This is a genomic window from Aquimarina sp. U1-2 (assembly GCF_017897595.1).
Classification (GTDB): domain Bacteria; phylum Bacteroidota; class Bacteroidia; order Flavobacteriales; family Flavobacteriaceae; genus Aquimarina.
The window spans coordinates 1-13243 of record NZ_JAGKIK010000001.1; the positions used below are offsets into that span (position 1 = coordinate 1).

General features: G+C 34.4%; 10 protein-coding genes and 1 rRNA gene. 10 read left to right on the forward strand and 1 reads right to left on the reverse strand.

Features of this window, described 5'->3' with window-relative positions; translation table 11 throughout:
* Positions 1 to 68 (reverse strand): 16S ribosomal RNA (locus tag J8281_RS00005); the annotation flags it as partial.
* An 896-nt stretch (positions 69 to 964) separates the two neighbouring features.
* On the opposite strand from J8281_RS00005, the gene thrS reads away from it, so the two are divergent.
* The 10 genes from thrS (at position 965) to J8281_RS00055 (ending at position 13229) form a co-directional block, all read left to right on the forward strand.
* Entirely contained in the window at positions 965 to 2911 is a 1947-nt protein-coding gene (gene thrS / locus J8281_RS00010; RefSeq protein WP_210195535.1) for a threonine--tRNA ligase, read from the forward strand.
* 80 nt (positions 2912 to 2991) lie between these two features.
* On the forward strand, positions 2992 to 3501 hold the full coding sequence (gene infC, locus J8281_RS00015; protein WP_371812571.1) for a translation initiation factor IF-3: 510 nt from the start codon (positions 2992 to 2994) through the stop codon (positions 3499 to 3501).
* Between the two features lie 71 nt (positions 3502 to 3572).
* On the forward strand, positions 3573 to 3770 hold the full coding sequence (gene rpmI, locus J8281_RS00020; protein ID WP_210195536.1) for a 50S ribosomal protein L35: 198 nt from the start codon (positions 3573 to 3575) through the stop codon (positions 3768 to 3770).
* Between the two features lie 98 nt (positions 3771 to 3868).
* On the forward strand, positions 3869 to 4213 hold the full coding sequence (rplT, locus tag J8281_RS00025) for a 50S ribosomal protein L20 (RefSeq protein ID WP_210195537.1): 345 nt from the start codon (positions 3869 to 3871) through the stop codon (positions 4211 to 4213).
* 75 nt (positions 4214 to 4288) lie between these two features.
* Positions 4289 to 5095, forward strand: coding sequence for an RNA methyltransferase (locus J8281_RS00030; RefSeq protein ID WP_210195538.1), 807 nt, complete (start codon positions 4289 to 4291; stop codon positions 5093 to 5095).
* A 113-nt stretch (positions 5096 to 5208) separates the two neighbouring features.
* Positions 5209 to 6441 carry a M48 family metallopeptidase gene (locus J8281_RS00035; protein ID WP_210195539.1) on the forward strand — a complete coding sequence of 411 codons (1233 nt, stop codon included), beginning with the start codon at positions 5209 to 5211 and terminating at the stop codon, positions 6439 to 6441.
* Positions 6442 to 6617: 176 nt separating this feature from the next.
* Entirely contained in the window at positions 6618 to 8822 is a 2205-nt protein-coding gene (locus J8281_RS00040) for a bifunctional (p)ppGpp synthetase/guanosine-3',5'-bis(diphosphate) 3'-pyrophosphohydrolase (RefSeq protein WP_210195540.1), read from the forward strand.
* A 441-nt stretch (positions 8823 to 9263) separates the two neighbouring features.
* On the forward strand, positions 9264 to 9731 hold the full coding sequence (locus J8281_RS00045; protein WP_210195541.1) for a Fur family transcriptional regulator: 468 nt from the start codon (positions 9264 to 9266) through the stop codon (positions 9729 to 9731).
* Positions 9731 to 11002 carry an adenylosuccinate synthase gene (locus J8281_RS00050; protein WP_210195542.1) on the forward strand — a complete coding sequence of 424 codons (1272 nt, stop codon included), beginning with the start codon at positions 9731 to 9733 and terminating at the stop codon, positions 11000 to 11002. Before J8281_RS00045 ends, J8281_RS00050 begins: the two co-directional genes overlap by 1 nt.
* Positions 11003 to 11351: 349 nt before the next feature.
* A complete protein-coding gene (locus J8281_RS00055) occupies positions 11352 to 13229 on the forward strand; it encodes an OstA-like protein (RefSeq protein ID WP_246848922.1) in 1878 nt (625 codons plus the stop codon).
* Positions 13230 to 13243: the final 14 nt, after the last annotated feature.

Below are 13243 nucleotides of genomic sequence, written 5' to 3' on the forward strand. Positions count from 1 at the left end.
CCCTCGACTTGCATGTGTTAAGCCTGCCGCTAGCGTTCATCCTGAGCCAGGATCAAACTCTTCATCGTTTGTTCTTAAATAATAATACCAATAACAATACAACTAAAGTAAAATCTAACCTCATCGTAAATGAATCTAGTCTTAATTCTTAAATGTGTACAAAAAACTTCTATTTATGAGATTTCCGCCTTCACGGAAATGACACAAAAAAAGCAATCTATACGCGCTGTCAATCAATATATCAATGAACTCGTAAAGCCCGTATCACCACTCTTAATAATGATACTAAACTCTCTTTGCTATTACCCAGGGAGTCGAACCCTAATTTACCCCTATAAGTAAAAGTAAAAATCCCATCTAATCCTTCCTATGAACGTCGCTTGTCTCTCAAAGCGGGTGCAAATATACAACCCCTTTTTTAACCACCAAAACTTTTTTTAAGTTTTTTCTAAAACCACTCCAAAACCAAAAAAACAACAAAAATTCAAAAAACAAATCCCGTAAAAGAGATCGCAAAACTAAAACCCTTTTTTTAATCCACAATGGAATTTAGCACCTTTTTTTTAACACCCACTTAATATTCTTATAACCTTGAGGTTACAGAATAACAAATACGGGATAGCGATTGAAATGGCATCCTTTTTTATACTACTTCTAACATTGATATCTGTAAGGACCAATTAAAAAAGATATAATGTAAAGCGCGGTCGGGATATCTCAAATATCGCGAATACCCATAAAAAAACATTACCTATTTATACATTAAGCAACCAACAAAATACAATACACCTACTAATTAAACGGCCGTAAACAAGCCTGTAACCATCTGGCTGAAGATTAATTCTCATTTTGAGGCGAACTTTGAAGTATTTAGATCTCGGTTATCAAACAAATTATTTATTTATCTTATATATTGTATGAATTTTATTATCGTATTATCTTTGCGCCTTTAATTATAAAAAAGATGATCAAAATAACGTTGCCAGATGGTTCGGTTAGGGAGTATAATAGTGGTATTACCGCTATGGATGTCGCTAAAGATATTAGCGAAGGTTTTGCAAGAAATGTAATTTCTGCAAAGTTTAATGACACTGTAATAGAAACTTCTACCGAATTAACTACTGATGGTCATCTAATATTATACACCTGGAGGGATCAAGAAGGCAAAGCAGCATTTCGACATTCTTCATCTCATGTTTTGGCTCAGGCTTTAGAACAATTGTACCCTGGTGTAAAGTTATCGATTGGACCTGCAATAGAAAACGGATTCTATTATGACGTTGACCTTGGAGATCAAACAATTTCTGAAAAAGACTTCAAGAAAATTGAAGATAAGATGCTTGAAATCGCCAGAGGAAAACATGATTTTAAGATGAAATCGGTTTCAAAAGCAGATGCCCTAGCCAAATACAAAGAAGAAGGAAACGAATACAAAATTGAATTGATCGAAAATCTTGAAGATGGAACGATCACTTTTTGTGATCACGATACATTTTCAGATTTATGTCGTGGAGGACATATTCCGAATACCGGACTTATTAAGGCTGTAAAAATAATGAGCGTCGCCGGAGCTTATTGGCGTGGTGATGAAAATAACAAACAGCTTACCCGTGTTTATGGCACATCGTTTCCGAAGCAAAAAGAGTTAAAAGAGTATTTAGCACTTATTGAAGAGGCTAAAAAACGAGATCATCGAAAACTTGGAAAAGAACTGGGTCTTTTTACGTTTTCACAGCGTGTAGGTCAAGGATTGCCACTTTGGCTTCCAAAAGGAGCAGCACTAAGAGAACGTTTAGAGCAATTTCTGAAAAAGGCTCAGAAAAAAGCGGGTTATGAAATGGTAATTTCTCCACATATTGGACAAAAAGAATTGTATGTTACTTCAGGTCACTATGCCAAATATGGAGAAGATAGCTTTCAACCTATACATACTCCTGCAGAGGGCGAAGCGTTTTTATTAAAACCTATGAATTGCCCGCATCATTGCGAAATTTATAACAGTCAACCGTGGTCATACAGGGATCTACCTATACGTTATGCTGAATTTGGAACTGTATATCGGTATGAACAAAGTGGCGAATTGCATGGATTAACTCGTGTACGAGGATTTACACAAGATGACGCTCATATTTTTTGCACTCCTGACCAATTGGATGAAGAATTCAAAAAAGTTATCGACCTTGTTCTTTATGTGTTTGGATCTTTAGGTTTTGAAAATTTTACAGCTCAAGTATCGCTTCGTGATCCAGAAAATCCTGAAAAATATATAGGTGAAGACGAAAACTGGAAAAAAGCAGAAAACGCTATTCTAACCGCTACAAAAGAGAAAGGACTGAATTACATCGTAGAAACAGGTGAAGCTGCTTTTTATGGCCCTAAGCTTGATTTTATGGTAAAAGATGCATTAGGCCGAAGCTGGCAATTAGGAACTATACAGGTGGACTACAATTTACCAGAACGTTTTGATCTTACGTATAAAGGAAGTGATAATGATGTACATCGACCTGTAATGATTCATAGAGCTCCTTTTGGAAGTATGGAAAGATTTATCGCCATCTTGCTGGAACACACAGGAGGAAATTTCCCATTGTGGCTAATGCCAGAACAAGCTATTGTTCTATCTATCAGCGAGAAATATGAAAAATACGCTGAAAAAGTTTTAAATTTGTTAGAAAATGACGAAATTCGCGCCCTTGCAGATCATAGAAATGAAACGATTGGTAAAAAGATTAGGGAAGCAGAAATGAATAAATTTCCTTATATCATTATTGTGGGAGAGCAAGAAGAAAAAGAGCAAACGATAGCTGTTCGAAAACATGGAGGTGAAGATTTAGGCGCTATATCGATTGAAGAATTTTCTAAGATAGTTAAAGAAGAAATTACTAAAACTCTTAAACCGTTTAACGGATAGTTATAAATAAAAATAAGTTTAATTTAAATTTTTAAGTCATAGCAATACGAAGAAGAAGGTCTCAAAAACCAGCACGAATCATTAAAGAAGATGCGCACAGAATCAACAATAAAATTCGCGTTGATGAAGTGCGTTTAGTAGGCGATAATGTAGAAGTAGGTGTATATCCTACCAAAAAAGCATTAGGAATTGCAGAAGAACAGGGATTAGATCTTGTTGAAATTTCGCCTAAAGCAGTACCTCCTGTTTGTAAAATAATGGATTACAAAAAGTTTCTTTACGAACAGAAGAAAAGAGACAAGGCATTAAAAGCCAAAGCAACCAAGGTTGTGATTAAAGAAATTAGATTCGGGCCCAACACCGATGAACATGATTATGAATTCAAAAAAAAGCACGCTATCAAATTTTTGAGTGAAGGTGCCAAATTGAAAGCTTATGTATTTTTTAAAGGTCGTTCTATAATTTATAAGGATCAAGGTCAAATTTTACTTCTTAGATTAGCTCAAGAACTAGAAGAATACGGAAAGGTAGAGCAGATGCCAAAACTTGAAGGGAAGCGTATGATTATGTTTATCGCTCCTAAAAAATAAAAGAATATCGTCTTTCTCTATTACGAGAAAGAAATTACAATACTAAGTGAGATCATAAAAACAAGGATACAATGCCTAAAATGAAAACAAAATCCAGTGCTAAAAAGCGTTTTAAGCTTACTGGCACCGGTAAAATCAAAAGAAAGCACGCTTTTAAGAGTCATATCTTAACAAAAAAGTCCAAAAAGCGTAAGCTGGCTTTAACGCACACTACGTTAGTGCACAAAAGCGATGAAGATAGTATTAAGGAGCAATTACGCTTAAAGTAATTTCTTTTTAATAAGGTTAAAATTAGTATAAACCAAGGAGTTAGGCATTTAAAGAATTCAGAATTATTGGATCGCCTACTACTAAAAAATTTAAAATTATGCCAAGATCAGTAAATTCTGTTGCAAAAAGAGCCCGAAGAAAAAAGGTTCTAAAACAAGCAAAAGGTTATTTTGGACGTCGTAAAAACGTCTGGACAGTAGCCAAGAACGCGGTTGACAAAGCGATGCAATACTCGTATAGAGACCGTAGAAATAAAAAGAGAACTTTTCGTGCACTTTGGATCACCCGTATTAACGCAGGTGCCAGATTACACGGTATGTCTTACTCTCAATTTATGGGAAAAGTAAAAGCTAACAATATAGAGCTAAACCGCAAAGTTTTAGCAGATTTAGCTATGAACAACCCTGAAGCTTTTAAAGCTATTGCAGAGAAAGTTAAGTAATCTTTTAATACAATAATTTTATCTCACTTATATTAAAATCCCACTTTTGCAAGTGGGATTTTTTATGCCATCGTTATGCAAAACTCTATACAAAGTTCACAAAATCCTAAAATAAAATTTCTGACTCAACTGAAAGAAAAGGCTAGAATCAGAAAAAAAGAAGAATGTTTTATAGTAGAAGGGCAGCGAGAAATACTCTTGGCTATTAAAGGACAATATACACTTCGACATGTGTATTATTGTTCGTCTATAATTTCGAAAGAAAAAGTCCTTAAAATAACTAAAGAGCATCGAACGGCTATCGAGTATTTTGAAATTACTTCTGAAATTTATCAAAAACTTGCTTATCGAACTACAACTGAAGGTATTTTGGCTATTGCGATTGCAAAGAATCTTAGTATAGAAAATTTAAAATTATCTTCTAAAAACCCCTTAATTTTAATTGCAGAAGCCCCAGAGAAGCCCGGTAATATTGGAGCTTTATTGCGAACTACCGATGCAGCTCAATTAGATGCTGTCATCATTGCCAATCCAAAAACTGATCTTTATAATCCTAATATTATTCGGTCTAGTGTAGGGTGCTTATTTACCATAAATATCGCAACCGGATCATCAACTGATATTATTAAATTTTTACAACAGGAAAATATAAATATTTATGGTGCAGCTTTAGAAAAAGCGGAGACCTATCATACTCAGGATTACACACAATCTACAGCGATTGTTGTTGGCACTGAAGCGACCGGATTAAGTACTACTTTTTTAAGTCAAACCACTCAAAATATTAAAATACCTATGAACGGAGTTATAGATTCAATGAACGTCTCGGTTGCCGCAGGAATATTAATTTTTGAAGCTAAGCGTCAACGTAATTTTATGTAAGAACCTAGTAGTACGGTTTGTTTTTGGGAGAAAATGTGGCAAATAGCTTAAAAAATCATTACCTTTCGGCTGCCCACGAATCAAATACCTGAATTACTAAGCTTTAAAACGAAATGACCCCTACTGCCCTATTCTATTTACTTATCGCTATTATTATTATTGTCTTTGTTATAGATTCACTTTTAGATATTCTAAATGCATTACACTATAACGATGACATCCCCGATGAACTCGCTGATGTTTATCCAGAAGAAGATTACAAAAAATCTATTGAATATAAAAAAGCAAATTATAGGTTTAAATTAGTTTCTTCGAGTATTTCACTTTGCATTATGCTGTTGTTTTTTTTCTTTGATGGTTTTGCAGTCGTTGATGAGATCGCGAGAAGTTTTTCAAATAATCCAATCGTTATAGGGCTTATTTTTTTCGGAATTATCATGATTGGAAGTGATATTCTATCTACACCCGCAGCGTATTACAATATATTTGTTATTGAAGAGAAATTTGGATTTAATAAAATGTCGCCAAAAACCTTTTTCATAGATAAAATAAAAAGCATCATTATGATGATGATTGTAGGAGGACCACTATTAGCGTTAATCCTATGGTTTTATGAATTAACCGGTGCATCCTTCTGGATATATGCCCTGGGATTAGTAGCTATCTTTACTGTAGCGATGAATATGTTCTATGCCAAACTGATCGTTCCTATTTTTAATAACCAAAGCCCTTTAGAACCAGGTGCGCTTAGAGACACTATCGAGGCATACTCAAAAAAAGTAGGTTTTCAACTTAAGGATATTTTTGTAATTGATGGTTCTAAGCGAAGTACAAAAGCGAATGCCTATTTTTCAGGTTTTGGCAGCGAAAAAAGGATCACCCTTTACGACACTCTTATAAAAGATCTAACCAACGAAGAAATTGTAGCTGTTCTTGCTCATGAAGTAGGTCACTATAAGAAAAGGCATGTTATTATCAATCTTATTTTATCGATTTGTCTTACTGGTCTAACCCTATGGTTTTTATCACTTTTTATTGCAAATCCTTTGTTATCTGAAGCTTTGGGTGTCGAAACCCCCTCATTTCACATTGGATTAATCACTTTTGGCATATTATATAGCCCCATTTCTGAAGTGACAGGTTTGATCATGAATACTGTCTCGAGAACATTCGAATATCAGGCCGATGATTATGCAAAAAACACCTACAGCAATGAAGCTTTAATTAACAGTTTAAAGAAACTTTCTAGAAATAACTTTAGCAATCTCACGCCACATCCGGCGATGGTATTTATACACTACTCTCACCCCACCTTACTGCAAAGAATAAAAAACCTGAAGGATTAAATCCATAACATAAGAACTTGGTGATTACAATTCTTAATTGTACTTTTAATATTTATTGGTTAGAATATTTGTTCATAACATTTAATGATTTGGGCACAATTATTGCCAATACATGTATAAGGGAAAATAAAATTACACACCATCATAAATAGGGCTTTTATAAAAAACTTTTAGTTATGACAGAAGCTGCTATAGACAAAGAAAATAAACAAATTGCCAAGCAATATAAGGAGTTGCTCCGTATTAGCTATAGAAATCTTTCGAAAGAAGATAAAGCGCTAATTCGCCAGGCTTTTGATGTAGCAGTAGATGCTCATAAAGACCAACGCCGTAAAAGTGGAGAAGCTTACATTTTTCATCCTATTGCTGTTGCCAAAATTGTTGCCAGCGAAATTGGCTTGGATGCAACTTCTATAGCTGCAGCACTACTTCACGATGTCGTAGAAGATACCGAGTATACCTTAACCGACATTGAACAAATGTTTGGAGAAACCGTTGCCAGAATAGTCGATGGTCTTACCAAAATTTCTTCTTTAAAAAAGGACAGAGACATCTCGCTACAAGCTGAGAATTTTAGAAAAATGTTACTCACTCTTAATGATGATGTACGGGTTATCATTATCAAAATTGCAGACCGGTTGCATAATATGCAAACTATGGACGCTATGCGACCCGATAAACAAGTTAAAATTGCTTCTGAAACCTTGTACATCTACGCACCTTTGGCACATAGAATAGGTCTTTATAATATAAAAACGGAATTAGAAGATCTTGGACTAAAATATACAGAACCAGAAGTTTACAAAGACATCTTAGAGAAAATAAAAGAAAGTAAAGAAGAACAAGACGCCTATATCGAAAGATTTTCTGATAAAATACGGGAAGGACTCGATAAAGAAGGGTTAAATTATGAAATTAAAGGAAGACCCAAATCTATTTTCTCGATTCGCCGTAAAATGGTGAAACAAAATGTATCTTTTGATGAAGTATATGATAAGTTTGCCATTAGAATTATTTATGATTCTGATTTCGAAAATGAAAAATTTATTGCCTGGAAAATATACACCGTTGTTACCGATTATTATCGACCTAACCCTATACGGCTAAGAGATTGGATTTCACAACCGAAATCGACAGGATACGAAGCATTACATATTACTGTTATTGGTCCGGACAGTCGATGGGTAGAAGTACAAATTCGCAGTGAAAGAATGCATGAAATTGCCGAAAAAGGCTACGCAGCACATTATAAATATAAAAATACCGAAGAAAAGCAAGATCAAGGGCTAGATGGTTGGCTTAATAGATTACAAGAAGCTCTAGAGAATTCTGAAGCGAATGCTGTAGATTTTGTAGAAGAGTTCAAATTAAATCTTTATTCTAAAGAAATATTTGTGTTTACTCCCGAAGGTGATTTAAAATCATTGCCCAAAGGTGCTACGGCGTTAGATTTTGGTTTTAGCGTTCATACAGAAATCGGATTAAAAACCAGAGGGGCTAGAGTAAATGGTAAATTGGTGCCCTTAAGTTATGAACTTAAAAGTGGTGATCAGGTAGAAATTATTACATCTACAAAATCCAAACCTTCATCAAGCTGGTTAGACTATGCCACAACAGCAAGAGCCAGATCAAAAATTAAATCTGCACTACGCGATGAGAAAAAACAAATTGCAGAAGATGGCAAAGTTATTCTTAAAAGAAAACTACGTTCACAAAAAATTACACTTAGCGAAAAAGTAATTAATGAACTTGTTCTGTATTTTAAACTTAAAACCAGTTTAGACCTATTTTATAGAGTTGGGATTGGCACGATTGATAATCAGAAAATAAAAGAGTTCGCCACGACGAGAAGTAACGTTTTTATGAATTTTATCAAAAATAAAATTCGTAGAGGCACTATAAAAGATGTTAACAAGCAAGAAATAACTGCAAAATACGATCTCTTGGTTTTTGGCAAAGAGATGGAAAAGCTCGAATATAAACTTTCGAACTGCTGCAACCCTATCCCGGGAGATGATGTTTTTGGGTTTATCACAGTAAACGAAGGAATCAAAGTTCACAAGAATAATTGTCCCAATGCTTTGCAACTACAAAGTAATTACGCGTATCGCATTATGCCTGCAAAGTGGATCGATTCGAGTCAGGAAGAATTTAAAGCAGTTATTAAACTTAATGGTATTGATAATATTGGCGTAGTTAACGAGGTTACTCAAATTATCTCAAATAATATGCACCTTGCTATTTATAACATGAATTTTGACACGAACGATGGTGTATTTACGGGCAAAATAACCGTTGGCGTCAAAAACAAAAACACTTTAAAAACCGTAATGAAAAATCTTTCTAAAATAAGTGGTATTGATAAGGTAGTTAGAGAGTAAACTACTATTTTATAATCCACTGATTATTAATCCTTTTATTAATGTCGCTAAATTTATTTAAACTATTTTCAATTACCTAAAATCTATTTATGATTAAGAGTGTAGAAAACAATAATGTTTTTATAGCTTTTATATTTTTCTAGTTTCGAAGTCATGAGCTGTTTATCCCAGTTTATGCATTAGAATTTCGTTATGAGGCTTGAAAATGCCATAAAACCAAGTGTTTTCTAAGTTTCAGCATAGCACCGCTACGTTGAAACTTAAAAATACAACGTACTGCTTGGTTTTGCAGCAGTTTAAAGCCGTAATAGATTTTCTAATGTATAAAGTGGGTTTATCTAACAAATGCCTCAATCGAACAAAAAGCATCAATTTTTCACTTCAATAAAAAAGTTTAAACGAGTTCAATAAAAAATAACGTAACTTTGCTTTTTTAATCATATGAGTACTAAAGCAACCACACAAAACGATCAAGCTGTCGTTAAGAATGTTTTTACCAGTTTCTTAGAGGAAAACGGCCACAGAAAAACACCCGAAAGATACGCTATACTTCAAGAAATTTATGAAAGTGATGAGCATTTTGATATAGAATCTTTATACATCAAAATGAAAAATAAAAACTATAGAGTGAGTCGTGCCACACTTTATAACACTATTGAACTCTTACTAGAATGTAAATTGGTAAGAAAACACCAATTTGGACAAAACCAGGCGCAATACGAAAAATCATATTTTGATCGACAACACGATCACCTTATTCTTACAGATACAGGAGATGTTCTAGAGTTTTGTGACCCTAGAATTCAATCTATTAAAAAAACAATCGAAGAAATTTTTAATGTTGATATTACCAATCATTCACTGTATTTCTACGGAACTAAAAAAAAATCAACTAATCAAGACAACTAATGGCAGTAAATTTATTGCTTGGTCTCCAGTGGGGAGACGAGGGCAAAGGGAAGATTGTAGACGTTCTTACAAAAAATTATGATATTATCGCTCGATTTCAAGGAGGGCCAAATGCAGGGCATACCTTAGAATTTGATGGAATTAAACATGTTTTACATACAATTCCGAGTGGTATTTTTCACGATAAAGCCATCAACTTGGTTGGAAACGGTGTTGTTATCGATCCTGTTATCTTCAAAAAAGAATTAGATAATCTCAATACGTTTGATTTAGATTATAGATCAAAACTGCTAATCTCAAGAAAAGCGCACCTTATTCTTCCAACTCATAGAATACTTGATGCAGCTTCAGAAGCTTCAAAAGGAAAAGCCAAAATAGGTTCAACTTTAAAAGGTATTGGTCCTACGTATATGGATAAAACCGGTAGAAACGGTATTCGAGTAGGCGATTTGGAACTCAAAGATTGGAAAAAGCGTTATCGCTCTTTAGCAAATAAACACGAAGCGATGATCGATTTTTATGATTCGAAGATCGAATACAACTTAAAAGAGTTAGAGAACGAGTTTTTTGAAGCTGTAGAAATGCTCAAAACACTAACCTTTATAGATAGCGAAGAATATTTGTATCAAGCTCAAAAAGAAGGAAAAACGATTCTGGCTGAGGGTGCACAGGGATCGTTACTCGATATCGATTTTGGCACATATCCTTTTGTAACCTCTTCAAATACTACTGCTGCCGGTGCATGTACAGGACTAGGAATAGCTCCCAACAAAATAAAGGAAGTTTTTGGAATTTTTAAGGCCTATACCACTCGAGTAGGTAGTGGTCCTTTTCCTACCGAATTGTTTGATAATGACGGAGCCACAATGGCCAAAGTAGGTCACGAGTTTGGTGCCACAACGGGCAGACCAAGAAGATGTGGTTGGCTTGATTTGGTCGCTTTAAAATATGCCGTTCAGGTAAACGGAGTTACTCAATTAATGATGATGAAAGGTGATGTACTAAGTGGCTTTTCATCTTTGAAAGTTTGTACTGCATATACATACAAGGGTAAAACTATTACGCATCTGCCTTATACTATTGAGCCAGAAAATGTAACTCCCATATACACCGAAATGAAAGGCTGGTCTGAAGATTTGACTAAAATGACAAAAGCATCTGAACTTCCAGACGAACTAAATGAATATATTACTTTCTTAGAGAAAGAGTTAGAAACACCAATTACTATAGTGTCAGTAGGACCTGATAGAAAACAAACTATTTATAGATAAATTTTCAATAGTTCGATTACTCAGTTTACGATTGTTGGTTATTGTCTATAAAATTTATTTTTTTAGCTTGAGTCAGACTTCAAAATATATAGAATTGTTGTACAATGCGCTCGAAGTTTATAGGTTTTCTAAATACTTTTCTTTGTAAATCTTTGCATTCTTTATAAAAATGTAACATTTGTATTTGCAAAGCGTACTTATCAAAGACAGTATTTATAAAGAGTACTGGTTTAATATACAGATCGTAGAAGTAGATTTTCTCTCTTTTTGATTTCTGTTTTTTTAGTTGTGAAGCTACAATCATTAGGTACAATTTTCGTTATTTTTGCATACACAAATGCACTACTATTTGAAAAATATACATTTCTATATCATCTTAGGTCTATTCTTTTCTTCGATCTTACATGCTCAAGACGGAAAACAAATTAAAGTACAGTCTGATCGAACGATAAAAGATCAAAATAGATTCCCCGGAGCTACAATTCTCGCAAAAGTTGAGAAACAGGTCTATATGCAGCATGAAGGGGTAGAAATATGGTGTGATCAAGCTATTCATTATGGTGAAGATAAATTTGTAAAAGCACTTGGCAATGTCATTATCAAACAAGGAGACACCCTTACGATGACTAGCAAATATGCCGAATATAATGGCAATACGAAGTTTGCCTATGCGAGTGATAATGTGTTTATGGAAACTCCTTCTAATACATTGCGTACAGATACCTTATTTTTTGATCGATTACGACAACAAGCCTATTATCGCAGTGGGGGAACTGTAAAAGACTCATCAAATACCTTAACTAGTACGATTGGTCGATATTTTATGGATAGAAAACAATATTCATTCAATACCAAAGTAAAAATTGTCAATCCCGAAAATACTGTCGATTCTGATCGCCTAGACTATTATACTGAAAACGGTCATGCCTACCTCTATGGTCCGTCTACGGTAAAAGGAACAGAAAGCACCTTATATTGCGAGCGCGGATTTTATGACACTAAAGTCAAAACAGGATATGCCATAAAAAATGCCAGAATAGATTATGATAATCGTACTGTTTTTGGAGATAGTATATTCTACAATAGTGCGATTCAGTTTGCATCGGCAACCAATAATATTAGAGTTCTGGATACGGCGAATAGTTCTGTAATCACAGGTCACTATGCCGAGGTTTTTAAAGACAAAGACTCTGTTTTTATAACAAAAAGAGCATTAGCAGCAACCTTACAAGAAAAAGATTCTATTTTTATTCATAGCGACACCTTAATGGTTACAGGAAAACCCGAAAACCGAATCATGAATGGATTCTATGATGTAAGAATCTATAAGAGCAACATGAGTGGTAAAAGTGATTCAATTAATGTAGATCAAACTTCTGGATATACAAAAATGATAGGTCGACCCGTAGTTTGGTCACAAAAAAACCAAATGACAGGAGATACCATTACTATTGTGTCTAATAAAAAGACTGAAAAGTTAGATTCGCTGCTCGTTTATCAAAATGCATTTCTTGTACAAGAAGACACTTTAAAGGCGGGCTATAATCAAGTAAAAGGTCAGAGTTTGTATGGATTATTTAAAGATAATGAAATCTATCAGGTCGATATCGATAAAAACACTGAAACCATTTTCTATCAGCGCGAAAGTGAAGGAGATTTAAAATTGATTGGTATTAACAAGGTGCTTTCCAGTTCTATTCGGTTGCTTTTACAAAATCAGGAAATCGAAGATGTATATTACTATCAAAACGTAGATGGCACACTGTATAGAGAAATTGATCTTCCTGAAAATGCGCGAGAATTATCAGGCTTTATTTGGCGAGGGGACGAAAGAATACGCAGCAAATCTGATCTTTTTCGAGGGGAATCACCACCACAACTTACCAAAATAGAAGGAATACCTTTACCGAAAGACGAAGCTGATTTTTTTGATGAAGAAACAATCAAAAGACTTGAAGAAAATAAGTCGGAAGGTTCTCGTTTGCTAGAACAAGAATTAAAAGATGCCGAACTTAAAGAAATGAACCAACAACTGGATTCTATTCCTAATGCACCAAAGATTAAAGACAAAATCGATACCGAAAGTAAAGAGCATCAAAAAAAGACATCTTACATAGACCTCGATGTAACTCGAACGGCACGACAACGCGATAGTATTACGGTTACCACGCTGAAACAACCTAAAAAAGTAATCGATAGTATACAAGCGATTTCAAATAACAAATGAGACAACGTATGCCA